This is a genomic window from Streptomyces shinuiensis, from assembly GCF_043660855.1.
In the GTDB taxonomy this organism is placed as follows: Bacteria; Actinomycetota; Actinomycetes; order Streptomycetales; family Streptomycetaceae; genus Streptomyces.
Genome location: NZ_JBIHML010000001.1, coordinates 5,686,299 through 5,709,975, shown reverse-complemented (window position 1 = coordinate 5,709,975; position 23,677 = coordinate 5,686,299). Strand labels below are relative to the sequence as shown.

General features: G+C 71.7%; 21 protein-coding genes. 7 read left to right on the top strand and 14 right to left on the bottom strand.

Features of this window, described 5'->3' with window-relative positions:
* Positions 1-13 precede the first annotated feature (13 nt).
* The gene (gene panD, locus ACGRHY_RS25855) at positions 14-448 is read right to left on the bottom strand and encodes an aspartate 1-decarboxylase (RefSeq protein ID WP_394637708.1); all 435 of its coding nucleotides are present in this window, start codon (positions 446-448) and stop codon (positions 14-16) included.
* Positions 449-646: 198 nt separating this feature from the next.
* On the opposite strand from panD, the gene ACGRHY_RS25850 reads away from it, so the two are divergent.
* The 3 genes from ACGRHY_RS25850 to ACGRHY_RS25840 all read left to right on the top strand — a co-directional run bounded on the left by ACGRHY_RS25850 (position 647) and on the right by ACGRHY_RS25840 (position 3,207).
* Entirely contained in the window at positions 647-1,552 is a 906-nt protein-coding gene (locus tag ACGRHY_RS25850) for a MurR/RpiR family transcriptional regulator (RefSeq protein ID WP_394637707.1), read from the top strand.
* Positions 1,553-1,741: 189 nt separating this feature from the next.
* On the top strand, positions 1,742-2,449 hold the full coding sequence (locus tag ACGRHY_RS25845) for a response regulator transcription factor (RefSeq protein ID WP_394637706.1): 708 nt from the start codon (positions 1,742-1,744) through the stop codon (positions 2,447-2,449).
* 194 nt (positions 2,450-2,643) lie between these two features.
* Complete coding sequence (locus tag ACGRHY_RS25840) at positions 2,644-3,207, top strand: flavin reductase family protein (RefSeq protein ID WP_394637705.1); 564 nt, start codon at positions 2,644-2,646, stop codon at positions 3,205-3,207.
* An 83-nt stretch (positions 3,208-3,290) separates the two neighbouring features.
* Here the strand turns inward: ACGRHY_RS25840 and ACGRHY_RS25835 are convergent, their stop codons facing one another.
* From ACGRHY_RS25835 to ACGRHY_RS25805, 7 genes are all read right to left on the bottom strand, one after another.
* Positions 3,291-4,844 carry a tryptophan halogenase family protein gene (locus ACGRHY_RS25835; RefSeq protein WP_394637704.1) on the bottom strand — a complete coding sequence of 518 codons (1,554 nt, stop codon included), beginning with the start codon at positions 4,842-4,844 and terminating at the stop codon, positions 3,291-3,293.
* Between the two features lie 52 nt (positions 4,845-4,896).
* Positions 4,897-5,712 carry a tryptophan 2,3-dioxygenase family protein gene (locus ACGRHY_RS25830; protein ID WP_394637703.1) on the bottom strand — a complete coding sequence of 272 codons (816 nt, stop codon included), beginning with the start codon at positions 5,710-5,712 and terminating at the stop codon, positions 4,897-4,899.
* Positions 5,713-6,081: 369 nt separating this feature from the next.
* Complete coding sequence (locus ACGRHY_RS25825) at positions 6,082-6,339, bottom strand: hypothetical protein (RefSeq protein WP_394637702.1); 258 nt, start codon at positions 6,337-6,339, stop codon at positions 6,082-6,084.
* Positions 6,336-7,730: an amidase gene (locus ACGRHY_RS25820; protein ID WP_394637701.1), complete on the bottom strand. Its 1,395-nt coding sequence runs from the start codon at positions 7,728-7,730 to the stop codon at positions 6,336-6,338. Before ACGRHY_RS25820 ends, ACGRHY_RS25825 begins: the two co-directional genes overlap by 4 nt.
* The gene (locus ACGRHY_RS25815) at positions 7,717-7,956 is read right to left on the bottom strand and encodes a hypothetical protein (protein ID WP_394637700.1); all 240 of its coding nucleotides are present in this window, start codon (positions 7,954-7,956) and stop codon (positions 7,717-7,719) included. The genes ACGRHY_RS25820 and ACGRHY_RS25815 overlap by 14 nt, the downstream gene beginning before the upstream one ends.
* Before the next feature lie 180 nt (positions 7,957-8,136).
* The gene (gene asnB / locus ACGRHY_RS25810) at positions 8,137-9,987 is read right to left on the bottom strand and encodes an asparagine synthase (glutamine-hydrolyzing) (RefSeq protein WP_394637699.1); all 1,851 of its coding nucleotides are present in this window, start codon (positions 9,985-9,987) and stop codon (positions 8,137-8,139) included.
* A gap of 131 nt (positions 9,988-10,118) precedes the next feature.
* Positions 10,119-11,345: an MFS transporter gene (locus ACGRHY_RS25805; RefSeq protein ID WP_394637698.1), complete on the bottom strand. Its 1,227-nt coding sequence runs from the start codon at positions 11,343-11,345 to the stop codon at positions 10,119-10,121.
* Positions 11,346-11,784: 439 nt separating this feature from the next.
* Between ACGRHY_RS25805 and ACGRHY_RS25800 the strand changes: the two genes are divergently transcribed.
* Entirely contained in the window at positions 11,785-12,747 is a 963-nt protein-coding gene (locus ACGRHY_RS25800; protein WP_394637697.1) for a GlxA family transcriptional regulator, read from the top strand.
* Between the two features lie 169 nt (positions 12,748-12,916).
* Positions 12,917-13,735, top strand: coding sequence for a thioesterase family protein (locus ACGRHY_RS25795; RefSeq protein ID WP_394637696.1), 819 nt, complete (start codon positions 12,917-12,919; stop codon positions 13,733-13,735).
* 110 nt (positions 13,736-13,845) lie between these two features.
* On the opposite strand, the gene ACGRHY_RS25790 is transcribed toward ACGRHY_RS25795, so the two are convergent.
* Positions 13,846-15,084 (bottom strand): cytochrome P450, encoded by a 1,239-nt coding sequence (locus ACGRHY_RS25790; protein WP_394637695.1) that lies wholly within the window; start codon positions 15,082-15,084, stop codon positions 13,846-13,848.
* Between the two features lie 106 nt (positions 15,085-15,190).
* Here ACGRHY_RS25790 and ACGRHY_RS25785 point away from each other — a divergent pair, with 106 nt between their 5' ends.
* The gene (locus tag ACGRHY_RS25785) at positions 15,191-16,192 is read left to right on the top strand and encodes a LysR family transcriptional regulator (protein ID WP_394637694.1); all 1,002 of its coding nucleotides are present in this window, start codon (positions 15,191-15,193) and stop codon (positions 16,190-16,192) included.
* On the top strand, positions 16,185-17,726 hold the full coding sequence (locus ACGRHY_RS25780) for an AlkA N-terminal domain-containing protein (RefSeq protein ID WP_394637693.1): 1,542 nt from the start codon (positions 16,185-16,187) through the stop codon (positions 17,724-17,726). Before ACGRHY_RS25785 ends, ACGRHY_RS25780 begins: the two co-directional genes overlap by 8 nt.
* A gap of 124 nt (positions 17,727-17,850) precedes the next feature.
* Here ACGRHY_RS25780 and serA read toward each other — a convergent pair whose 3' ends face one another.
* Genes serA through ACGRHY_RS25755 form a run of 5 tightly spaced genes read right to left on the bottom strand, consistent with a single transcriptional unit; the run spans position 17,851 to position 23,677 of the window.
* Positions 17,851-19,446, bottom strand: a complete 1,596-nt coding sequence (serA, locus tag ACGRHY_RS25775) for a phosphoglycerate dehydrogenase (RefSeq protein ID WP_394638203.1) — start codon at positions 19,444-19,446, stop codon at positions 17,851-17,853.
* A gap of 35 nt (positions 19,447-19,481) precedes the next feature.
* Entirely contained in the window at positions 19,482-19,808 is a 327-nt protein-coding gene (gene fdxA, locus ACGRHY_RS25770; protein WP_394637692.1) for a ferredoxin, read from the bottom strand.
* 42 nt (positions 19,809-19,850) lie between these two features.
* A complete protein-coding gene (locus tag ACGRHY_RS25765; RefSeq protein ID WP_394637691.1) occupies positions 19,851-20,939 on the bottom strand; it encodes a 2-oxoacid:ferredoxin oxidoreductase subunit beta in 1,089 nt (362 codons plus the stop codon).
* Complete coding sequence (locus tag ACGRHY_RS25760) at positions 20,932-22,839, bottom strand: 2-oxoacid:acceptor oxidoreductase subunit alpha (RefSeq protein ID WP_394637690.1); 1,908 nt, start codon at positions 22,837-22,839, stop codon at positions 20,932-20,934. Before ACGRHY_RS25760 ends, ACGRHY_RS25765 begins: the two co-directional genes overlap by 8 nt.
* Positions 22,832-23,677, bottom strand: a complete 846-nt coding sequence (locus ACGRHY_RS25755) for a VOC family protein (protein WP_394637689.1) — start codon at positions 23,675-23,677, stop codon at positions 22,832-22,834. The genes ACGRHY_RS25760 and ACGRHY_RS25755 overlap by 8 nt, the downstream gene beginning before the upstream one ends.

Here is a 23,677-nt window from a genome sequence, read left to right as displayed (position 1 = left end):
ATGGCCGTGGCGGTCAGGTCCGGTCGGTGCCGTCCGCCGCGGTCCCCCCGGACGTCGTGCCGTCCCCGGGCAGGGCGCGGGACGGGTCCTGCCCGGTCCCGATCATCTGGTTCTTGCCGTCGACGAAGACCACCCGGGGCTCGTGGTCGGCGAGTTCCTCCTCGGAGAGCTGCGCGTATCCGATGATGATCACCAGGTCGTCGGGCTGGACGAGTCGCGCAGCCGCGCCGTTGACGCCGATGACCCCCGACCCGCCGGGGCCCTCGATCACATACGTCTCCAGACGCGCGCCGTTGTCGATGTCGACGACGTGTACGAGTTCGCCGGGCAGCAGGTCCGCGGCCCGCATCAGATCGGCGTCGATCGTCAGCGATCCCACGTAGTGCAGATCGGCCCGGGTGACGGTGGCCCGGTGGATCTTGGACTTCAGCATCGTCCTGAGTTTCATGGTCATCCCCGCTGAGAGGTTGCGGCCTGGCCAGCAGCATGCGTGAGCGGTGCGAGCCGCCCCAGCCCCCTTCAGGGGGGCCGATGGGGCACCGGCGACGGTGGCCCATCGGGCACCCCGAGGGGTGAGAGCCGCCGCGTACGCGGGTGCCGTCCCGCACGGTTCGGGTACGGTGCCGCGAGGGAGGGGTGATCGCGGATGGCCGAGGAGAGGCGGGCCCTGGTCCGGACACTGCGCGAGGAACTGGGCCGGTTCAGCCGTGCCGAACGGCGGGTGGCGAGGGTGCTGCTGACGGATTATCCGGAGGCTGGGCTGACCACGGTCGCAGCGCTGGCCGCCCGCGCCGGGGTGAGTCCGCCCACAGTGGTGCGCTTCGCACGGCGCTTCGGCTTCGCGAGCTACGCCGACTTCCGCAGTGCGCTGCGTGGGGAACTGCACAAGCGGGAGGCCGCCCCGCCGAAGCGGTTACCGGCCCGCCCGGCCGGAGACCCGGCCGCCGGCGGGTCCGGCCGCGGCGGCGAGGCCGCGGGCCGGGAGACGGACCGGCTGCTGGACCACGCCGGGGAGGTGCTGTCGGCCGGTACGCGGAGCACTCTGACATCGTTGCCCCCTGATGAGCTCCGGGCGGCCGTCGACCTGCTCTCCGACCGGTCGAACCGTCTGACGCTGGGCGGCGGACGGCTCACCCGGCCGCTCGCCCACTACCTGGCGCTGCGTCTGATGCAGTTACGGCCCGGGACCAGACTGCTGCCCACGGACGGCGTGGAACTGGCTACCCTGCTGGCCGATTTCGGCCGGCGCGACGTGCTCGTCCTCTTCGACTACCGGCGTTACGAGCAGGACGCCGCGGAGGTCGCCCGGTACGCGGGTGCGGCGGGAGCAAGGATCGTCCTGTTCACCGACCGCCGGCTGTCCCCGATCGCGGGGACGGCGGACGTCGTCCTCTCCTCGAGTGTGGAGGCACCGTCCCCGTACGACAGCATGGTACCGACCCTCGCGGTGGTGGAGACACTCCTCACCCAGCTGGCCCGGACCGCCGGGGGCACGGCGCGGTCCCGTCTGGCGAGGGTTGAACGGGTTTCACGGGAGATCCGTCCGCGGTGATGCCGAGCACCGTCTTCCATCGGACGAATTCCTCCACCCTGTTGCAGAAATCTTCTCCTCGAAGGTGTCAGCGGCGTTACATCTTCCTTCTATAGGACATCAGTTGTAACGTCCCCGCCTGTGGCACGGTTGGCGCGACGTGCTTCCGTCCCCCCATTTTATCGATCTAACACCAGAGGAGGGTGATCGATGAAGGAACAGGCGCTCCATCACCACGATGTCATCGAGTTGAGAGATCCCCTACATTCCCCGCACCTTCTCGATGTGGCGGTCCTGCACGAGGACGAAGTCATCCGGCGCGGCCTGGAGACCCTGCTGGGCCAGATGACCGACGTCGGCTCGGTGCGCGTCGCCTCTTCCTCCACACTGCTCGGCGGCGTCCTCACCCGCCGCAGGGCCGATATCGTGCTGCTTCCCACGTCCCTGGAGACCCCCACGCTCCGGGAACTGGTGCGGGCAGCCCACGAGGCCGGAGCCAAGGTCCTGCTGCTGCTGAGCGCTCTCGACCGCGACAGCGTCCGGCGTGCCGGCGGACTGGCCGCCGACGGTTTCCTCCAGGAGTCCGGACTGAGCACCGAGACGCTGCGCCATGCGGTCCAGGAGGTCGGACGCGGTGAGATACCCGTGCCACCGGACCTGGTGAGGGAGTTGTTCTCGGTGGCGAAGGCGGGGGAACACCACAGCCGCGGACCGCAGCTGACGCCGCGTGAGGAGGAGGCACTCGCCCTGCTGGTCCACGGAATGAGCAACAAACAGATCGCCCGGCGGCTGGGCATCTCCGAGCACGGCGCCAAGCGTCATGTCTCCAACGTGCTGGCCAAACTCAACTGCCCCAACCGCACGGTGGCCGCGGTGGTCGCCGTCCAGGCCGGGATCATCGCGGCGCCCGCGCACTGACGTGCCGGCGGTGCGAGCGGCGTGGCACGGCACTGGGGTCCGACCGGGTACCCCGCCCGGGGGCCCTGCACGCCCGCTCCGTCCGGCGGTCGTCCGCGGCGCATCCGCCTCCTAGCGTGGCGCGGGGACCGGGAGAGCGCTCCGGCTCCCCTCACCGGCTCACGCCCACCACCAGTTGCGAAAGGCGGCCTCCCATGCGGAGCACCAGGACCGACCGTTCCGGGCCCTCGGACCGGGAACGCGGCCGTCCGCCGCAGGTCGGCGCGGACGCCTTCCGGTCGCTGATGAGCGGTTTCCCCAGCGGGGTCGCGGTCGTGACCTCCGTGGACCGGCACGGGGCACCGCGCGGACTGACCTGCACGTCGATGTGCAGCGTGGGCCTGACCCCGCCGAGTCTGCTGGTGTGCCTGGACAACCGCAGTGGCACGCTGCGGGCGCTCCGTGAGAGCGGGGCCTTCGCCGTGAACCTGCTGCACACCGGAGGACGGAGTACGGCCGAGACGTTCGCGGCCCCGGGCCCGGACCGGTTCTCCAAGGTGGCGTGGGAGCCGACGGCACGGCACCTGGTGCCCAGGCTGACCGACGACGCCCATGCGACGGCCGAGTGCCGGGTGCTGCACACGCATCCGGCCGGAGACCACACCGTCGTCATCGGAGCGGTCGAGGATGTCGTGGCCCGGCCCGGGCCGCCGCTGCTGTACGGGCAGCGTCGTTTCGCCGACTGGTCCCGGCTGGCGGAGGTCACCGTCGAGCACTGAGGTTCACGGGCCGGGTGCCGACGCCCTGCGGGGCGGAGTCCGGGGCAGGTCAGCCCCGGGCTCCGCCCCGCACGCCGTCGGCCTCAGCGGTGCAGCCGCGCCAGGTATTCGTGCTGGCCGGGCAGTTCGGCGGCCAGGCGTTCGCCCTGCCGGCGCACCTCCTGGAACTGCCGGCGGGCCCGGGCGTCGTCCAGCAGGTCCAGCGCCGGATGCGAGCGGGCCGGCCGGTGCCCCAGACCGAGCAGCATCACGGCGTACGAGTAGGACTCGAAGCCGTGGTAGTACGGGTAGACGGAGCTGTCGTCGGGCAGCCGCGCCTCCCAGCTCCGCAGCCGCTCGGCCATCCCCTCGGGCAGCCTCCGCTCCTTGGTGGCCTTCCAGTACGGGGTGTCGGCGCGGGCCGCGGCCCTGTAGTGGAGCGTCAGGAACTCGCGCACGCCCTCCAGGCAGCGGGCGACACTGTCGTTGTAGCCGTCGGCCAGCGCCGGGTCCCAGTCCTCGCCGGGGAAGTGCTTGACCAGCTGCTCGATGCCGTGCTGGATGAAGAAGATGCCGGTGGACTCCAGCGGTTCGACGAATCCGCTGGACAGGCCGATGGCGACGCAGTTGTTCACCCAGGAGCGCCGGTTGCGGCCGATCCGCATCCGGATGTGGTTGGCCTCCAGTCCCTCCGCGCGGGGCCCGACGAACCGCCGCAGTTCCCTCTCGGCCTCCTCGGGCGAGGAGTACTGCGACGAGTAGACGTAACCGGTGCCGATCCTTCCGAACAGCGGGATGGTCCAGATCCAGCCGCTGTCGCGGGCCGACGCCGTGGTGTAGGGAGCCATGCCCTCGCGCTCGACGTCCACCGGGACCCGCAGTGCCACCGCGCGGTCGTTGGGCAGGACGTCCTGGAAGGACACGAAGTCCTCGCCGAGCGTCCGGTTGACCAGCAGTCCGCGGAAGCCCGTGCAGTCGATGAACAGGTCTCCCCCGATCTCCCCGTGTTCGCGGGTGACCAGATGGGAGATCCAGCCGCGCTCGTCCTGCCGCACCTCCACCACGTCGTCCAGGACCCGGCGCACCCCGCGCCGGGTCCCGAAGTCGGCGAGGAAGTTGGCGAGCCGGGCGGCGTCGAAGTGGTAGGCGTAGGGGAACTGGGTGTCCTGCTGGCTCATCGTCGTGCGCCGCGGCCGGTCACCGCCGTCGTGCAGCGAGCGCTCGAACAGCTCGCCGTCGAGGTGCTTGGGCGAGCGCCTGGCCTCGCACAGCGCGGGCAGCACGTAGCAGGCCTCGTCGAATCGCAGTCCGTCCCGCCCGCCGGCTTTCAGCCACCAGTCGGCGAGCGAGAAGCCGTCCGCGACCCGCAGCCGTTCGAAGGGGTGGTAGAAGTACTCGCCCCGGCCGCGCCAGTTCTCGAAGCGGATGGCCAGCTTGTAGGAGGCGTTGCAGGAGGGCATCCACTCCTGCTCGGCCAGGCCGAGGTAGTCGAAGAAGTGCCGGACGGTGCTGAAGGTCGCCTCGCCCACCCCGACGGTGGGCACATCCGCCGACTCCACGAGGGTGACGGACAACCGGTCGCCGAAGGTGGCGCGCAGGTAGGTGGCCGTCATCCAGCCCGCCGTGCCGCCGCCGACGATCACCACGCTGTTGACCATGCGGTCTCTCTCCTTCCAGGATCTGCCGGTCTCCGGGCCCGAGTGCCGGGAGTCATCCGGCGGTCCCGCCTCTTGGGCCTTCCTCGCCGGCCGGGGCGGCGGCGAGCGTGTCGCGCGACTCCCACAGGTACGGGAAGAAGCGGTGACGCAGGGTGCGCTCCAGATAGTCGATCGCGGTACCCCCGGTTCCCCGGGTGGATCCGCCGATCACGCGCCGTACCAGCGCGACGTGTTCGGTACGCCATCGCAGCCACAGCTCGTCGTAGTCCATGAGCTGCTCGCTGAGGACGTACAGCGTCGTGGCGGCGCGCTCCTCGGTGTACAGCGCGGACCAGTCGCCCAGCCCCGCACGACGGGCCGCGTCCCGGTGGGCCTCGGCGACGCTGCGCTGCCCCAGGCTCCGGACGACGGCCCCGGGAAGGGCGCCGCCGCAGACGGCGCGCAGATCGCGCAGATAGCCTTCGTCCCGCAGCCCCGAACACACCTCCAGCTCGCGGAACTGCCCGGACTGGAAGCCGCTGGCTCCCCCCAGCAGACCGCGGAAGGCGTGGAAGCTGTGCGGTGGCAGATCCCGCAGGCTGCGCATCTGGGCCAGCAGCGCGGTCATCGCGCCGTTGACCCGGCGCATGACGGTGCAGGCCTCCGGGAGGCGATCGGCGTCCAGCAATCCGACGATCCGCCGCAGATCGTGCGCGAGGAGCTTGAACCACAGCTCCGTCGACTGGTGCACGACGATGAAGTGCAGTTCGTCGGGGTGGGTGCTCAGCGGTCGCTGCAGGCCGAGGAGGGTGGTCAGTCCCAGGTAGTCGTCGTAGGTCAGCGCGCGGTCGGCGGCGGTCTCGTACCGCCGGCCGGTGGCCGTCACCATGATGTGGTTCCTTCCGTCCTGGCTTGCGTCCTGGCTTCCGCTCCGGCCGGTTCGGGTCGCCCGGCGGACTTCCGGAGGCATGGCGGGGTACCGCCGGCGCGGCGTCACCGGTCGGCGCCGCGGTGGTGGAGCCCCGCCGCACGGGGACCGCCGGCGGGCCGGAGGGGACCGGTCCCGGCGGTGCGGGGAGGGCGGTCGGCTCTGATGCGTCGGACATGCGTCCCTCCGGCGGTCGTCACGCGGCCCGGCCGCGGCCGCGTGACCGACCCTTCCCGTTCCGCGCGGCCCGCGGCAGCCCCGGTGGAGGTGGCAGACCGGACGCTTGCGACGTACCCGTTCAGGTACGCCGACCGCGTCCGGCGAGGGCTCTCACGAACCGACCGACAGCGGCGCCGCGGTCTCCACGTGCGTCTGGCCGACGGCCGAGAGACTGACCACCGGGCCGGCCGGTTTCGTCGCGGGCGGTCCGGGCCCGGGCACGCAGTACCCGCTGAAGCCGGCGGACGCACCGCTGTCGGCGATTCCGGTCGCGGTGCTGTTCTTCTGCTTCCAGCGGCACTCCACGCGCGGCGCGGGAGCGGGCGCGGTCAACCGGGGCCGCCGGTGGAAGGCCTCTCCGGCCTTCACCTCACCCCGGCCAGGTGGCCGCTGCTGTCATGGGCCGTCTCGTAGGCGGTGCCGATGCGCAGCAGGTCGGGTTCGGCGAGCTGACCGGCGATGAGCTGGAGTCCGACGGGCAGGCCGCTGTCGTCGAACCCGATCGGCACGGAGAGCGCGGGAAGGCCGGTGACATTGGCCGGTGCCGTGAGCCTGACGTACATGTCGGTGACGGTCTCCGTGGAGCCGTCGCTCCATCGCACCGCGGGTTGTCCGCGTCCGGTCGCCGTGCAGGCGACGGTCGGTGTCGCGAGCACGTCGACGGTTTCGAACATCTCCCGCCAGGCGCGGCGGATGAGGGTACGGGAACGCTGGGCCCGCAGGTAGTCGCCGGCCGGGATGAGCCGTCCGGCCTCGAGCAGGGTCCGCACGTCCTCGCCGAAGAGGTCCGCGTGGTGCAGGAGGTGGTGTTCGTGGGCGGAGGCCGCCTCGGGGCTCATGTGGCCCCACAGGGTGGGCAGGAGGTACTCGGTCAGGGGGACCTCGATGTCGACTGGTGTCGCGCCGAGTTCCGCGATGCGCTCGACCGCGGCCCGCACCGCCTCCTCCACCTCGGGTGCGACGTTGTCGAAGAAGTGGTTCCGGGGGATCCCGACGCGCAGCCCCCGCAGATCGGCGGATCGTCCGCGCCCGCGGTGGAGGTTGGGCGAGACGATGCTCGCCGGGTCCCGGAGGTCGCGGCCGGCGACCGCGTCCAGTACCAGGGCGGCGTCGCGGACGCTCCGGGTGATGGGCCCGACGTGGTCCAGGGACCAGGACAAGGGCGCTGTGCCGTGGCGGGAGACGAGGCCGTAGGTGGGTTTGAGCCCGACGACGCCGTTGAGCGCCGCGGGGACCCGGATGGAGCCGGCGGTGTCGGTTCCCATGGAGAAGGTGGCCGAGCCGGCGGCCACCGCGACCGCCGAGCCGCCGCTGGATCCGCCGGCGATCCGGCCGGTGTGCCATGGGTTGGCCGTCTGGGGGGTGATGAGGCCGTAGGCGAACTCGTGGGTGTGGGTCTTGCCGACCAGTACGGCGCCCGCCGCGGTGAGGCGTTCCATCACAGCGCTGTCCCGCGTGGGGAGGCGGTCGGCCCAGACGCGGGAGCCGGCCGTCGTGGGCACCCCGGACGCGTCGATGATGTCCTTGAGCGCGAAGGGGATGCCGTGGAGAGGGCCGCGGTACCGCCCCGACAGGATGTCCCGTTCGGCCTGTGCCGCCGACGCCCGGGCGGCTTCGGCGGTGACGGTGGCGTAGGCGTTGAGGGTGCCTTCGGTCTCCTCGCACCGCCGGAGGACCGAGTCGGTGAGTTCGGCCGGCGAGAGGTCCTTCGCCGCTATGGCCGCGGCCGCGTCGGTGAGGGTGAGCTCATAGGGCTGCATCGGCGGCTTCCCGGGGCGCGGTCGCGACGTGGTCGGCCACCCGGAAGACCGGCGCGGGGGCGGTGTCGGCGAGGTCGAGACCGTGCAGCGCGCCGATGTCCAGGTGTATGCGGTCGGCGAGGGCCGCGGCCTCGGCGGACCGGCGGTCCTCCGGCCGCTCGCCGGCGCGGGGTTCGTGCGGCGTCCGCGGGGTCGCGGGTCCCAGGGGGGTGGTGGGCGGGGACACGGTGTGCCTCCTCTCGGCAGGGGCCCGGGGGAACGGGCCCGTGCGACGTCGTGGTGCCCGGCGGCCCCGCTGGTACGGGGGAAGGGCGCGGGGCCGCCGGGCGGTCTCAGCTCCGCGGGCCGGTCACGGCCGACGGGTGCGAAGGGACCGTGCGGAGATGGCTTCCGAAGCGGGGTCCGGTCACAGGTCCAGGGTGACGTCGTAGGACTCGAGCCAGGCGTTGAGCGAGAGCGGAACCTCCAGATCGATGCGGGTGATCTGCGTACTCTCCGAGCTGACGGGCCGGTTGAGGCGGTCCCGTACCCGGTCCAGGTCGAGCAGGGGGAGGATGGGGGCGTCGCCGCTGGAGATGATCTCGGCGAGCCGGTCGCGCAGCTTCTTCTCGTAACCGGAGTCCTGGGTGCTCGGGTAGGGCGCCTTCACCCGTTCCACGATGGACTTGGGCAGGATGTCGCGGGTGGCGGCACGGAGCAGGCTCTTCTCTCGCCCGTCGAACGTCTTCATGGACCAGGGGGCGTTGAAGACGTACTCGACGAGCCGGTGGTCGCAGAAGGGGACCCGCACCTCCAGGCCGACGGCCATGCTCATGCGGTCCTTGCGGTCGAGGAGGGTGTTCACGAAGCGGGTGAGGTTGAGGTAACTGAGCTCCCTCATCCGCTTCTCCAGACCGGTCTCGCCGGGGAGGGCGGGGACTTCGGCGATCGCCTCGTGGTAGCTGTCGCGCCGGCGGCCGGGTATGTCGAGGCTTCCGATGAGGCCCTTGTCGAAGAGCGGGGTGCCGTCGTAGAAGGGGCCGGGGGTGGTGGTGAGCCACGGAAAGGTCTCGGCGGTGAGGACCTCGGGGTCGTGGAACCAGCTGTAGCCGCCGAAGAGTTCGTCGGCCGATTCACCGGACAGGGCGACGGTCGAGCGCTCACGGACGGCCCGGAAGAGCAGGTAGAGGGAGGGCCACAGGTCGCCGTACCAGACCGGGGGGAGGTCGGTGGCCCCCAGGACGGCGGCGCGGACGGCCGGGTCGCTGAGGTCGTCACTGTCCAGGAGGATCTCCCTGTGATCGGCCTCGACGAGTTCGGCCAGGTCACGCACGAAGGGAGCGTCAGGGGTGCTGCGCAGCGGGTCGGGAACGAAGTTCTCGGCGGCTCCGACGAAGTCGACGGAGAAGGAGCGGACAGGGCCGGCGCCCTGGTCCTTCAAGGCCTTGGCGGCGAGCGCGGTGACGGCCGAGGAGTCCAGTCCGCCGGACAGGAGGCTGCACAGCGGGACGTCGGAGATGAGCTGCCGGGACACGATGTCCTCGAGGAGTTCCCGGACGGTGCGCACGGTCCGGTCCAGGGAGTCCGTGTGCTCCACGGCCTCGAGCGCCCAGTACCGGTGCTTGCTCAGCCCCTGGCGGCGCACGCGGACCAGGTGCCCGGGGCGGACCTCCGACATGCCCGTGAAGATGGCGTGCTCGGGGGTCTTGACCATGTCCAGTATCTCGCGGAGCCCGTCGGCGTTCACACGGCGGGGGATCTCCGGGTTGGCCAGGATCGCCTTGGGCTCGGAACCGAAGAGGACGCCGTTGGGGGTGGGGTGGTAATAGAGCGGCTTGACGCCCAGGCGGTCGCGGACCAGGACCAGTTCCTCGCGGCGGGCGTCCCAGATACCGAAGGCGAACATGCCGTTCAGCCTGCCGACCATGTCCTGGCCCCACTCCAGGTAGGCCCGCAGGACGACCTCCGTGTCGCTCTGGGTCCGGAAACGGTGGCCGCGGGAGGCGAGTTCGGAGCGCAGTTCCCGGTAGTTGTATATCTCGCCGCTGAAGGTCAGCACGACCGGGGGGAGACCGCCCTCCTCGCAGAGCATCGGCTGCCTTCCGCCCTCCAGATCGATGACGGAGAGCCTGCGGTGGCCGATGGCCGCGTGGCGGTCGAGCCAGACCCCCTCGGCGTCCGGGCCGCGGCAGGCCATCGTCCGGGTCATGGCCTCCGCGGTGGCGCGCTCTTGGGACAGATCACGTTCGAAATCCACCCAACCGACGATTCCGCACATGTACGTTGTCCTCTCCTTGGTGTGGTCGCTCGCGGCCCCTGGGCCGGCCGGCCCAGGGGCCGCGCACCGTGCGACCGGGCGAGTTCCGGGGCGTTTCGGGGGTTCGGGGGTGCCCGGGGCCCCTGTGGTGGTCAGACGCCGTCCGACCACGTCAGACGCCGGGCGAAGTGGGCCCCCACGGCCACGACCATGAGAGTGGCGGTGATGCCGCCGAGGGTCATGACCGTGGAGGGGGAGGTGCGGTCCAGGGTGAAGCCGCCCACCAGCGCACCGAGCGAGATCGTCGCCTGGAAGGACGCGGTGAACAGCACCGAGGCCGCCTCGGGCGCGTCGGGGGCCGCCTTGGCGAACCAGGTCTGGGAGGAGACGGGGACCGCGCCGTACCCGACGCCCCAGACGACCAGCAGGGCCACGACGCCGAGCTCCCAGCGCCCCAGGACCGGCAGCAGCAGGGCGGCGACCGCGATCATGCCCGCGGCGGTGCCGAAGGCGGCCCGGGGACGGCGGGCGACCATGGCTCCGCCCAGGAAGTTCCCGGCGATGCCCGCGGCGCCGTAGATCAGCAGGAAGACGGTGATCATCTGGGGGCCGATGCCGGTGACCTGCTCCAGGAACGGCGTCACGTAGGTGTAGGTGCCGAAGTGCGCCAGCACGACCAGGAAGGTCAGCAGCAGCGCGAAACGCGTGTTGACGTTGCCGAACATGCCCCGCAGCACGCTCAGGCGGGTTGCCCGGTCCGGCGGCAGCGGCGGCATGACCAGCATCAGCATGACCAGCACACCGACCGTCAGCACGCCCATGACGACGAACGCCGTGCGCCATCCGGCCAGGTCGCCGATGAAGGTACCGGCCGGCACGCCGAGCACCGAACCCAGCGGCACCGCGGAGAAGATCACCGCCGTGGCACGGCCGACCGACTCCGCGGGCACCAGGCGTTCGGCCAGTCCGGCACCGATCGACCAGAAGCCGCCGATGACGATGCCGACGACGACCCGGGAGAGCAGGACGAGCCAGTAGTCCGATGCCACGGCGGCCAGGAAGTTCGCCCCGGCCAGCAGGAGCATGAACACGCACAGCATCAGGCGGCGGTCGATACGCGCGGTCGCCACGGTGACCACCGGTGCGGAGACGGCCGCGAGGAAACCGGGCATGGTCATCATCAGGCCCGCCATCCCGTCCGAGATGGTGAAGCTCGATCCGATCATGGTGAGCAGGCCGATCGGCAGGATCTCGGTTGTGACGATCGAGAAGATTCCCAGCATCACCGAGACCACGGCCAGCCATCCGACCAGCGGGGACCGGGCCGGCAGGCCGGTTCCGCCGGGGTGGTGCGTGACGGCGGTGTTTGTCGAGGCCATGGGTTCCATCCTGTGAAGGGCCTGTCGTTGCGTGATCAGTTCAGCAGGCTCCGGGCGACGAAGGCTGGCGGATCCGCGACATCACCCTTGCGGTACGAAGGTGGTGTCGCGGACCCGCCGAACCGCCGCCGGATCATCACCGCTGGTCAGGGGATCCGGTTCCAGAACTTCGCAGTAGCGGCCCCTGTCGGGCGAGCAAACCGCAGCCATGGGAGACTTGGGCAAGTCGGCGGTCCCCCCCCCCGCCCTCCGGAGCGGTTCGGTTTGCTCCCGTTCCGGCGGATTCCGGGGGGCGGGCGCAGAAGCGCGCCGGAGGCCGCGGCCCGTCCGGGGCCTCCGGGAAGCACTTCCCCGAACCCGCCTCCACGCGGTCGCACTTGTGTACTACTTCGGCAAGAAAGCATTGACCTGGGAAGACGCGAAGGCGACGGTATGGATCATGCCGATTTCTGTGGCCCTACTTCTCGCATCGGGGATCTCAGGTCTCGACGCCTCGGCGGCACGTGAGATTTTCGGCGTCGACCGGACCTATCTGGCGGATCCGTGGTACGACTTCGCCGTCCACGTCATGGACGACACACAGAGCTGCGACACCTGCCGCGTCGAACGACTTTGCAGTCCGGAACAGTTGACCGCGACGCACACCGTCGTCGTTCCGGCCCTGTCGGACGTGCGGCAGGCGCCCCCCGCCGCTCTGGTCGGTGCGGTGCGCGACGCCCACGAGGCCGGCGCGCGCATCGTCGCCACCCACACGGGGACCTTCATCCTCGCGGCGGCCGGTCTACTCGAGGGACGGCGGGCGACCACGCACTGGGCCCACGTCGGCGCCCTGGCCGCCCAGTACCCGCGGGTGAGGGTGGATCTGGCCGCGCCGTACGTGGACGAGGGGGACATCCTCACCTCCGCCGGCCAGGCCGCCAGTCTCGACCTGTTCCTCCACATGGTGCGGCTCGACCACGGTGCGGCCGTCGCCAAGGCCCTGGCTCACCGCCTCGTCATGCCTCCCCGGGCCGCCGCGGAAAGGGCGGCGCACCCGCCCGCCCCTTCCGGGCCCGTCGGCGAGGACCGTATCCTCACCGACGTCCTGTCATGGGTGGCGCAGCGTCTGGACAGCCAGGTGACGGTGGACGACATGGCGCAGCAGGCCAACGTCAGCCGCCGCACCCTGACCCGCCACTTCCGCGCCAGCACGGGGATGGCCCCCCTCCAGTGGCTCCTGGCGCAGCGCGTCCAGCTGGCCCAGCGCCTCCTGGAGACCACACGTCTGAGTGTGGAGCAGATCGCCGTTCAGACCGGCATGGGCACGGCCGCGACCCTGCGCCGGCACTTCGGCCGCACGGTGGGGGTTCCGCCCGAGTCCTACCGGCGGTGGTTCCGCACCCGGGATAGGACACAGGGGTGAGGCCGGCGGGCGTCCCCGTCGCCCCGGGACACTGATGCCCGCGGCCCGGAGACCGGGCCGGGACGCCGCGGGCGCACCCGCGGCGTCCACACGTGCGTCGCCCAGGTCAGGCCGGCCGGGTCACGGCCGGCACCACGTCCGAGTCCGTCGTCGATGAGGAGCACACCCTGTGAACACCGCGGACCCCTCCACTCCGGCCGTCCTGCCGGAGGCCTTCTACCACGATCTGGGACACGGCCGCTATGCGAGCGGTCCGGCCACCGCGGGACCCTGGAGCCCCAAGTGGCAGCACGGCGGGCCGCCCTCGGCCCTGCTGGGAAGGGCGATGGAACTGCACGAGCCACGGCCGGGCTTCCGGATCGCCCGGGTGACGGTGGAACTGCCGCGTCCGGTGCCCGTCGCCGACCTCCGTGTCAGCGTCCGGACCGTGCGCTCGGGCCGTCATGTGGAGCTGCTGGAAGGGGAGATCGACTCGGGCGGGGAGACGGTGATGCTGGCCCGTGCGTGGCGGATGGCCGCCAGCCCGCCGGACACGCCGTCCCTGCGCTCAGCGGCCCCCGCGCCGCCCCTGCCCGGGGCCCAGCCGGAGCACACCATGGCCGGCGCGCACCTGGCGGGCTACATCGCGGCCATGGAGTGGCGCTTCGAGCCGGGCACGGGATTCGACACCCCCGGGCCCGGCACGGCCTGGGCGCGTCAGCTCATCCCGCTGCTGGCCGGGTGCGAGGACACACCGCTCACCCGTGCGCTGACCGTGGCGGACAGCAGTTGGGCGGTCGCCTTCGAGTTGGACCACCACCGCCGGCTCGTCATCAACACCGATGTCACACTCGCCCTGCACCGCGACCCGGTGGGCGAGTGGCTGTGCCTGCGGTCGGCCACGGACGCCAGCCCGCACGGATCGGGGCTGGCCGTGGGGCGCCTGGACGACACGGCCGGCGACTGCGGTCGTGTGGTGCAGACGCTGCTGGTCGGCCGGCGCCGGTGAACACCGACCGCGCGCGGACGCCGCCGGTCCTCGGGGTGCGCGAGGACCGGCGGCCGGGGGGTGGTCCGGGGCACGTGCGGCGGTTCGAGGGCACGGGCGGCCGGAGCCCGTCACTCGGGCCAGTGGACCAGGAGCTTGCGGGGGCCGCGGAAGGACACGTTGGCGGGGAAGTCGAAGTCCTGGTCCTCGACCATGCGCATCCCGGGTGCCCGCTGGGCCAGGAGGTCGAGGGCGATCCGCGCCTCCATACGCGCGAGCGCGGCACCGATGCAGTAGTGGATGCCCTGCCCGAAGGCGAGGTGCTTGCGGGCGTCGTCGCGGTGGATGTCGAAGGTCTCGGGGTCCCCGAAGTGCCCGGGATCCCTGTTGGCCGCCCCGAGCAGCAGGAGCACCTTCGCGTCCGCGGGGATTTCGACCCCGCCCACGGTCACTTTCCCGGTGGTGATGCGGCGCCAGGCCGGAATGCTGCTGTCGTAGCGCAGCACCTCTTCGACGGCCTGGGGAATGAAGGACCGGTCGGCGCACAGGTCGTCCCACTGCCGGCGGTTGGCGAGCAGTCTGCGGACGGCGTTGCCGGTGAAACTGGTCGTGGTCTCGTGCCCGGCGAAGCTCAGCCCGTAGGCGACGTTCGTGATGTCCGGAATCGAGAGGCTCTCGGGATCGTCCTGGTGGATCCGGATCAGGTCGCTGGTGAAGTCGTCCACGGGGTCGGCCGCGCGTTTGGCGACGAACTCCTCGCAGTATTTCCAGTAGTTGACCATGTTGTTGGCGATGTCGCGCTGCTCGGCGGGGGTGGGCTTTCCCCAGCTGAAGGCGATGCGGTTGCCGCACCACGACTTCAACATGTCCATGTCCTCGTCGGGGAACCCGATGAACGTGAAGATCATGTATGCGGGCAGGGGGTAGGTCAGCGCCGACACCAGGTCGACCACACCGGGCTCGATCGCGTCGACCAGTTCGGTCGCCTTCGCCCACACCTTCGGCTCCAGGACCGAGATCCGCCGCGCGGAGAAACCTTTCTGGTTGTGCCGGCGTATGCGGGTGTGGCGCGGGGGGTCGCAGTCGGACATCACCGGATAGGCGTGGAATCCCTCCTTGATGATGGACCGCGCCTCCCCGGTCAGGGGGAACACCGGGCGCTGCCCGACCGCAGCGGAAAACGTCTTCGGATCCATCAGGGCGCTCTGGATGTCGTCGAAGCGGGTTATGACCCACATGTCGATGGCCGGTGCGTAGAATGCCGGCCCTTCCTCGCGCACGGCGGACAGGATCGGATAGGGATCGGCGACATAGGCCTCGCCCAGCGGATCGAATTCATGATTGACCGGGCACGCCATCGCGTTCTCCATAACGGAACCTCCTGGGTTCGGCGGCCTCCAGTCTCACCCATCACCGACTCCCTTGAAAACGTGAATAACCTGGACACCAATCGAGGTTTTTCTGATGCCTGACCGGATGAGTTTGCGGCAGCTGGACTATTTCGTGACGGCAGCCGAGACCGGGACGATGACAGGGGCGGCGCAGCGGCTGTACGTCTCGCAGTCCGCGGTGTCGGCCGGCATCGGGGAACTGGAGCACCACCTCGGGGTGCAGCTGCTGATCCGCGCCAAGGCGAAGGGGCTGACCCTCACCGCCGCCGGCCGGCTGTTCCTTCCGGAGGCCCGCGCCCTGCTGGCCCGCAGCGAGGAGCTTCGGTCGGACATGCGGGAGGTGGGGCAGACCGCGGCCGGCCGACTGGTGGTCGGGTGTTTCACCACCCTGGCGCCGTTCCTGCTGCCCCGGCTGCTGGAGGAGTTCCCGGCCGCCTGCCCCGATGTCACCCTGGACTTCCTGGAGGGATCCCTGAACGAGTTGCAGCGGCTGCTGCGTGAGGGCCGGTGCGAACTGGCCCTGCTGTACGGGGTCGACACCGAGCCCGGCATCGTCTTCGACCGGCTCTACTCCACCGTGCCGCATGTCCTGCTGCCCCGGGAGCACCCGCTGGCCGACCGGGAGGTGATCCGTCTGGCCGATCTCGCCGACCACGACATGATCATGCTGGACGTGCCGCCCAGCCGCCGTTACTTCAGCGAGGTCATGGCCGACGCCGGGGTCAGACCGGTCGTCCGCCACCGCACCGAGAGTTTCGAGCTGGTGCGCAGCCTGGTCGCCCGCGGCGCGGGGTACTCCCTGCTCATCCAGCGGCCCGTCCCGGACATCAGCTACGAGGGACGTGCCGTGCGGATACGTCCCATCGCCGACGAGGTCGCCCCGCTCCCCGTCGGGCTGGCGCGGCCCTCCGGCATCCTTCCGACCCGGCGCGCCACGGCGTTCGCCTCGTTCTGCCGCACCGTCTTCGCCGGCCGTCCCGGGTCGGGGGCGAAGGAGGCGCGGACGCGGACGGACGGGCCGCGGGGGTCATGTCGCAAAGCTGCCAGCCTGGCCTCGGCCACCGGGGCATGCTGGGCGAATGCATGAAGATGTGGAGCGATGTGTCCGGGCGGTGCAGTCCAAAGACGCTCGGTTCGACGGCTGGTTCTTCACCGCGGTGTTGACCACCAGGATCTACTGTCGGCCCAGTTGCCCGGTGGTGCCGCCCAAGCCCAAGCACATGAGCTTCTACCCCAGTTCCGCGGCCGCCCAGCAGGCCGGGTTCCGGGCCTGCAAGCGGTGCCGGCCCGACGCGACACCGGGCTCGCCCGAGTGGAACGAGCGGGCGGACCTGGCGGCCCGTGCCATGCGGCTGATCAAGGACGGGATCGTCGACCGGGAGGGAGTGGCCGGGCTGGCGGCACGGCTGGGGTACTCCACGCGCCAGGTCGAGCGCCAGTTGCAGGCCGAGGTCGGGGCCGGGCCCGCCGCGCTGGCCCGGGCCCAGCGCGCCCAGGCGGCGCGGCTGCTCATCGAGACCAGCACCCTGCCCATGGCGGACGTGGCCTTCGCGTCCGGGTTCTCCTCCGTCCGCACCTTCAACGACACCGTGCGCGCGGTGTTCGGCCTGTCCCCCACCGAGCTGCGCCGCCGCGGCCGTCCGGCGGACGTGACGAGCGCGGTGTCCCTGCGGCTGCCGTTCCGCGCCCCCCTGTGTCCGGACAACCTGTTCGGACATCTGGTCGCCACCTCGGTGCCGGGCGTGGAGGAGTGGCGTTCGGGGGTCTACCGGCGCACCCTGCGCCTGCCGCACGGACACGGGGTCGCCGAACTCCAGCCCACCGGGGCCCCGTACATCCAGTGCACGCTGGCCCTGTCCGATCTGCGGGACCTGACCACCGCCATCAACCGCTGCCGCCGTCTGCTGGACCTGGACGCCGACCCGGTGGCGATCGACGATCTGCTGGGGCGCGACCCGGTCATGGCCCCCCTGGTCCGCAAGAACCCCGGCCGCCGTATCCCGCAGACCGTCGACGGCAAGGAGTTCGCCGTTCGGGCGATGCTCGGTCAGCAGGTCTCCACGGCAGCCGCGCGCACCCACGCCGCGCGCCTGGTGGCCGCCCACGGCGAACCCGTCTGCGATCCCGGCGGAGGACTCACCCACCTGTTCCCCGCCCCGGCCGCCCTGGCCGGTCTGGACCCGGCCGCCCTGGCGCTGCCGCAGAAGCGCAAGGACGCCCTCATCACCCTGATCAACACCCTGGCCTCGGACGACATCGACCTGGGCACCGGCAGCGACTGGCGGGAGGCCCGCGCCAGGCTGGAGGACCTGCCCGGGGTGGGGCCGTGGACGGTGGAGACCATCGCCATGCGCGCGCTGGGGGATCCGGACGCCTTCCCCGCCACCGACCTCGGCATCAAAGCGGCGGCCGGCGGGCTGGCCCTGCCGACCGCCCCCTCAGCACTGGCCCGCCACGCCGCCGCGTGGCAGCCGTGGCGCGGCTACGCCGCGCAGCACCTGTGGGCCACCGGCGACCATCCGATCAACGAGATGCCCACCCGCGACGTCGTCGGGGCGCCTCGGTCGATCGCAGCGGCGGCGGCCGCCTCCTCCGGCGGCCGGCCGACGGGCGCCCCGTGAACGACGGCGTCTCCCCGAAGGCGCGCGGCACGGCCGGACACCCGCCTCCGTGACCGTCGGGTGGCGGTGCCTGCGCTCGGGCCGCGCCGCCGGCACCGCTACCCGACGGTCCGGGAAGCGAGGTTCAGGCGGTGAGATCGACGAAGTGGGCCGAGCTAGCGCCGATGGCCTCGCCGACGGCGTCGAGCACGGCGGCCGGGACCGCGTTGTCCACCGTCAGGGCGACCGCCGCCTCGCCCCCTTCGGTGATCCGCGCGACCTGCATGACGGCGATGTTGATCCCGGCCTCCCCCAGGATCCGCCCGATGGTGCCGATCATGCCGGGCATGTCCTTGTACTGGAGGAAGACCATGTGATCGGTGATGCCCAGCTCGATGTCGTAATCGCCGATGCCGACCAGCTTGCCGGCCTGCCGGGGTCCGGCCGGCGTGCCGGAGACACCGACCTCACGGCCGTCGGGGAGCGTTCCGCGCACGATGACCACGTCACGGTGGCGGGCGCACTCCGAACTCGTGGTGAACCACACGTCGTGGATCCGCTCCCGGGCCAGCAGCGGGGCGTTCACCGGCGTGACCGTCGCGTCACCGAGGCCCGTCAGCACTCCTTTGAGGGCGGCTCGTTCGAGCACTGCGACATTGTGCCGGGTGATCTCTCCGCGGACCTCGACGTGCAGACCGGCCGGGGGCAGGCCGCCGGCGAGAGCGGTGAAGATCCTGCCGAGGTTCTCCGCCAGTGGCAGGAGCCGGCGGACCTCTTCCGTGACGGCCCCACCGTGGACGTTCACGGCGTCGGCGACCAGCTCACCCGCCAGGGCGCGCCGTACGGCGTGCGCGACGGCGATGCCCGCCTTGTCCTGGGCCTCGACGGTCGAGGCGCCGAGGTGTGGGGTCACCACCACGGTGTCGAGGCCGAACAGCGGTGAGTCGGTGCAGGGTTCGACGGCGAAGACGTCCAGGCCCGCGCCCGCCACGTGTCCTTCCCGCAGAGCCTCGGCCAGCGCCTGCTCGTCCACGATGCCTCCCCGTGCGGCGTTGACGATCCGCACACCCCGCTTGGCCCTCCTCAGTTCGTCGCGGCCTATCAGGCCGATCGTCTCCGGGGTTCTGGGCAGGTGCACGGTGATGAAGTCCGCCGTCTCGAACAGGGTGTCCAGGGGGAGCGGCTCGGCCCCCGCCTGCTCCGCCTGGTGCGCGGACAGGTTCGGGTCGTGGGCGACGATCCTCATGTCGAAGGCCGCCATCCGCCGTGCCACCAGCTTGCCGATGCGCCCCAGGCCCACGACGCCGAGGGTCTTGCCGGCCAGTTCCACGCCCACGTATCTGCTCCGCCTCCACTCCCCCGCCCTGAGGGCCGCGTCCGCCCGGGGGATATGGCGGGCCAGGGAGATGATCAGGCCGCAGGCCAGCTCGGCGGCGGTGACGGTGTTCGAGGCGGGGGCGTTGACGACGGCGACGCCCGCCCGGGTGGCGGCGTCGACGTCAACGTTGTCCAGTCCCACCCCCGCCCGCGCGACGATCCTGAGGTGAGGCGCGGCGGCCAGCACCTCGGCGTCCACACGGGTGGCGGAGCGCACCACCAGCGCGTCGGCCCGGCCCACCGCCGCGAGCAGGGCGGCGCGGTCGGCTCCGTCACAGCGCCGGACCTCCACATCCGGGCCCAAGGCGTCCACGGTGGCCGTTGCCAGGTTTTCGGCGAGCAGCACGACGGGCTTGTCCATCAGGGGACTCGATTCGTCAGGGGCGGCGCAGAGGTGCGTCACCGGGTGGACCGGTCGGACGGCTCGGCGGCCACCACGGGGTGGTCGGTCTCGAGCGGGGGCTGGGCGGCGGCACCGCCGGGCGAGCCGACGTCGGTGAAGAAGTCCCGGTCCGCGGTCGTGTAGTCCCCCCATCGGGAGGGGAGGGAGTCCTCGTAGAAGACGGCCTCGACCGGGCAGACCGGCTCACAGGCCCCGCAGTCGACGCACTCGTCGGGGTGGATGTACATCTTGCGCGGGCCCTCGTAGATGCAGTCGACGGGGCATTCCTCGATGCACGCCTTGTCCTTGACGTCCACGCACGGCTGGGCGATCACATAGGTCATCAACGGCTCCGGATACGGTGGAGGGAACGGGGTGCTGCCCGGTCACACGACGGTCCAGGTGTCGTTGCCGGTCAGGAGGGTGCCGAGGTCGCCCTTGCCGTGCTGGACGACGGCCTGTTCCAGTTGCTCGGTCATCAGGGTGTCGTAGACCGGGCGGCGCACGTCGCGCAGGACGCCGATGGGGGTGTGGTGCAGGGTGTCGGGGTCGGCGAGGCGGGAGAGGGCGAAGGCGGTGGTGGGGGAGGCGGTGTGGGCGTCGTGGACCAGGACGCCGTCGGTGCCCTCCGCCGTGACGTCGACCACCTTCAGGTCTCCGGTGGCCCGGTCGCGGGCCACGCCCCTGGTGCCCAGGCCGTCGGCCGCGGGGGCGCCGAAGCGGATGGGCTGTCCGTGTTCCAGCCGGATGACGGCCTCCCGGGCCTGTTCCCGGTCCTTGAGGGCCTCGAAGGCGCCGTCGTTGAAGATGTTGCAGTTCTGGTAGATCTCCACCAGGGCGGTGCCCGGGTGGGCGGCGGCCGCGCGCAGCACGCCGGTGAGGTGTTTGCGGTCGGAGTCGACGGTGCGGGCCACGAAGGACGCCTCGGCGCCGATCGCCAGGGAGACCGGGTTGAACGGCGCGTCCAGGGAGCCCATCGGCGTCGATTTGGTGATCTTGCCGATCTCGGAGGTGGGGGAGTACTGGCCCTTGGTGAGCCCGTAGATCCGGTTGTTGAACAGCAGGATCTTCAGGTTGACGTTGCGGCGCAGGGCGTGGATGAGGTGGTTGCCGCCGATGGACAGCGCGTCGCCGTCGCCGGTGACCACCCACACCGACAGGTCCGGGCGGGAGGAGGCCAGGCCGGTGGCGATGGCCGGGGCGCGGCCGTGGATGGAGTGCATCCCGTAGGTGTTCATGTAGTACGGGAAGCGGGAGGAGCAGCCGATGCCGGAGACGAAGACGATGTTCTCCCTGGCCAGGCCGAGCTCGGGCATGAAGCCCTGGACGGCGGCCAGGACGGCGTAGTCGCCGCAGCCGGGGCACCAGCGGACCTCCTGGTCGGACTTGAAGTCCTTCATGGTCTGCCGGCCGTCGGCCTTGGGGACCAGGGAGAGCGCCTCGACGGCGGGCGCCGGCGGTGTGGTCTCAGCCATCGATGGCCTCCTTCAGAACGGTGGCGAGCTGTTCGGCCTTGAACGGCAGGCCGGTGACCTGCGTGAACGACTGGGCGTCGACCAGGTACTCCGCCCGCAGCAGGGTGGCCAGCTGTCCGAGGTTCATCTCGGGGACGATCACCTTGTCGTAGCGGTCCAGCACCGCGGCGAGGTTGCCGGGGAAGGGGTTGAGGTGGCGCAGATGGCTCTGGGCGACCTTCTCGCCGGCGGCGCGCAGGCGGCGCACCGCGGCGGTGACCGGCCCGTAGGTGGAGCCCCAGCCCAGCACCAGCACCCGCGCGTCGCCGGTGGGGTCGTCGACGGGCGCGTCGGGCACCTCGATCCGGTCGATCTTGGCCTGGCGGGTGCGGACCATCAGGTCGTGGTTGGCCGGGTCGTAGGAGATGTGGCCGGTGCCGTCCTGCTTCTCGATGCCGCCGATGCGGTGCTCCAGGCCCGGCGTGCCCGGCACGGCCCAGGGGCGCGCCAGGGTCTGCGGGTCGCGCTTGTACGGCCAGAAGGCCTCGGTGCCGTCGGCCAGGGTGTGGTTGGGGCCGGTGGCGAACCGTACCCGCAGGTCGGGCAGCTCGCCGGGCTCCGGGATCCGCCACGGCTCGGAGCCGTTGGCCAGATAGCCGTCGGACAGCAGGAACACCGGGGTGCGGTAGGCCAGCGCGATCCGGGCCGCCTCCAGCGCCGCGGTGAAGCAGTCACCGGGGGTGGCCGGGGCAACGATCGGCACCGGCGCCTCGCCGTTGCGCCCGTACATCGCCTGCAGCAGGTCGGCCTGCTCGGTCTTGGTCGGCAGCCCGGTCGAGGGGCCGCCGCGCTGGATGTCCACGATCAGCAGCGGCAGCTCCAGGGAGACCGCCAGCCCGATCGTCTCCGACTTCAGCGCCACCCCGGGGCCGGAGGTGGTGGTCACCGCCAGCGCCCCGCCGAAGGCGGCGCCCAGCGCCGCCCCGATCCCGGCGATCTCGTCCTCGGCCTGGAAGGTGCGCACCCCGAAGTTCTTGTGGCGGCTCAGCTCGTGCAGGATGTCCGAGGCCGGGGTGATCGGATAGGAGCCCAGATACAGCGGCAGGTCCGCCTGCCGGGACGCGGCGATCAGCCCGTAGGACAGTGCCAGGTTGCCGGAGATGTTGCGGTAGGTGCCCGGCGGGAACGCGGCCGACGCCGGGGCGATCTGGTAGGAGACGGCGAAGTCCTCGGTGGTCTCCCCGAAGTTCCACCCCGCCCGGAAGGCGGCCACGTTCGCCTCGGCCACCTGCGGGTTCCTGGCGAACTTCCGGCGCAGGAAGGACTCGGTGGACCCGGTGGGCCGGTGGTACATCCAGCTCAGCAGGCCCAGCGCGAACATGTTCTTCGCCCGCTCGGCGTCCCGGCGGGCCAGCCCGGAGTCCTTCAGCGCCTCCAGCGTCAGCGTCGTCAGCGGCACCGGATGCACCCGGTACGCCGCCAGCGAGCCGTCCTCCAGCGGGCTGGCCGCGTAGCCGACCTTGGCCATCGCCCGCCGGGTGAACTCGTCGGTGTTGACGATGACCTCCGCGCCCCGCGGCAGGTCGGGCAGGTTCGCCTTCAGCGCGGCCGGATTCATCGCCACCAGCACGTCGGGCGCGTCCCCGGGAGTGAGGATGTCGTGGTCGGCGAAGTGGAGCTGGAACGACGACACCCCCGGCAGCGTCCCGGCCGGCGCCCGGATCTCGGCGGGGAAGTTCGGCAGCGTGGACAGATCGTTGCCGAACGCCGCCGTCTCCGAGGTGAACCGGTCACCCGTCAGCTGCATACCGTCACCGGAGTCGCCGGCGAAGCGGATGACGACCCGCTCCAGCCGCCGAACCTCCTTGGCACGGCGTACCGCACCCGCGGCTTCCGCGAGTGCGGTGGCGGCGTCAGCCATGCCCCGCCCCCGTCCGCGCCTGCGCCGGTCGCGGCGCACGGGGGGCGCCGGCGGGGTGTTCGCTCCAGACCTCGGCCGTCAGGCCCCCGGCGAGCACGGCGGCCTCGGGGGTGTGGCCCTGCGTGGCGGGCACGATCAGGGCCGCCCGGGGCTGCGGGGCACCGTGCGGGACCGGTGCCGGCAGACCGACCAGGAGCAGGTTTCCCACGATCGCCGTCCGTGCCGGGAAGGGCCCGGTCAGCCGGGGGCGGGCGACGGCGGGGACCTGCAGGAGCGTCTCGTAGAGCCGGACGGTGTCGAGGAAGTCCGCGTCCTCCACGGCGCGGCGGGCCAGAAGCCGTATGCCGGTGGCCGGGAGGTCGGTGCGTGCCGCGCCGAAGGCCGCGGGTCGAGGGCGTTCGCCGTCCCAGGGGCGGTGTTCGACCAGTTCGGCCAGGGCCCCGTCGGGGTAGCGGACCCGGGCCCGGGCTCCCGGCAGGATGGGCTCGGGCGGTTCGAGGACGGCGGTGCCGGTGCCCTCGAGCAGGTCCAGCTGCGCCTCCAGCGACGGCACGATCAGGGAGTAGGCGGTCTGCCGCTGGACCGGTGTGAAGGCACGGGCGCTGGCGATGAGCAGAAGACCGCCCACGGCGGCCAGCTCCAGCCCGCCGAAGTCGGGGATGGGCATCCGCAGGTCGGCCGGCGTCCCCAGCAGGCGCTCGTAGTGGCTGATGTCCTCGTCCAGCTCGGCGACGTCGATCAGCGAACGGGCCAGCAGTCGGGGGCGTTCCAGCTCGGAGGAGTCGGGGCGGGTACGGAACCAGCGTTCGGGGTCGGCGGGTCGCCGGGGCACGGGCAT

Bases quoted from the DNA above. Each gene is read 5' to 3' on its own strand.
- ACGRHY_RS25830 (WP_394637703.1), bottom strand. From the start codon at position 5,712: ATGGTGACGGCCACCGGCCGGCGGTACGAGACCGCCGCCGACCGCGCG.
- ACGRHY_RS25820 (WP_394637701.1), bottom strand. From the start codon at position 7,730: ATGCAGCCCTATGAGCTCACCCTCACCGACGCGGCCGCGGCCATAGCG.
- ACGRHY_RS25850 (WP_394637707.1), top strand. From the start codon at position 647: ATGGCCGAGGAGAGGCGGGCCCTGGTCCGGACACTGCGCGAGGAACTG.
- ACGRHY_RS25800 (WP_394637697.1), top strand. From the start codon at position 11,785: ATGCCGATTTCTGTGGCCCTACTTCTCGCATCGGGGATCTCAGGTCTC.
- ACGRHY_RS25790 (WP_394637695.1), bottom strand. From the start codon at position 15,084: ATGGAGAACGCGATGGCGTGCCCGGTCAATCATGAATTCGATCCGCTG.
- ACGRHY_RS25760 (WP_394637690.1), bottom strand. From the start codon at position 22,839: ATGGCTGACGCCGCCACCGCACTCGCGGAAGCCGCGGGTGCGGTACGC.
- ACGRHY_RS25845 (WP_394637706.1), top strand. From the start codon at position 1,742: ATGAAGGAACAGGCGCTCCATCACCACGATGTCATCGAGTTGAGAGAT.
- asnB (WP_394637699.1), bottom strand. From the start codon at position 9,987: ATGTGCGGAATCGTCGGTTGGGTGGATTTCGAACGTGATCTGTCCCAA.
- panD (WP_394637708.1), bottom strand. From the start codon at position 448: ATGAAACTCAGGACGATGCTGAAGTCCAAGATCCACCGGGCCACCGTC.
- ACGRHY_RS25785 (WP_394637694.1), top strand. From the start codon at position 15,191: ATGAGTTTGCGGCAGCTGGACTATTTCGTGACGGCAGCCGAGACCGGG.
- ACGRHY_RS25765 (WP_394637691.1), bottom strand. From the start codon at position 20,939: ATGGCTGAGACCACACCGCCGGCGCCCGCCGTCGAGGCGCTCTCCCTG.
- ACGRHY_RS25780 (WP_394637693.1), top strand. From the start codon at position 16,185: ATGCATGAAGATGTGGAGCGATGTGTCCGGGCGGTGCAGTCCAAAGAC.
- ACGRHY_RS25805 (WP_394637698.1), bottom strand. From the start codon at position 11,345: ATGGCCTCGACAAACACCGCCGTCACGCACCACCCCGGCGGAACCGGC.
- ACGRHY_RS25840 (WP_394637705.1), top strand. From the start codon at position 2,644: ATGCGGAGCACCAGGACCGACCGTTCCGGGCCCTCGGACCGGGAACGC.
- fdxA (WP_394637692.1), bottom strand. From the start codon at position 19,808: ATGACCTATGTGATCGCCCAGCCGTGCGTGGACGTCAAGGACAAGGCG.
- ACGRHY_RS25755 (WP_394637689.1), bottom strand. From the start codon at position 23,677: ATGCCCGTGCCCCGGCGACCCGCCGACCCCGAACGCTGGTTCCGTACC.
- ACGRHY_RS25835 (WP_394637704.1), bottom strand. From the start codon at position 4,844: ATGGTCAACAGCGTGGTGATCGTCGGCGGCGGCACGGCGGGCTGGATG.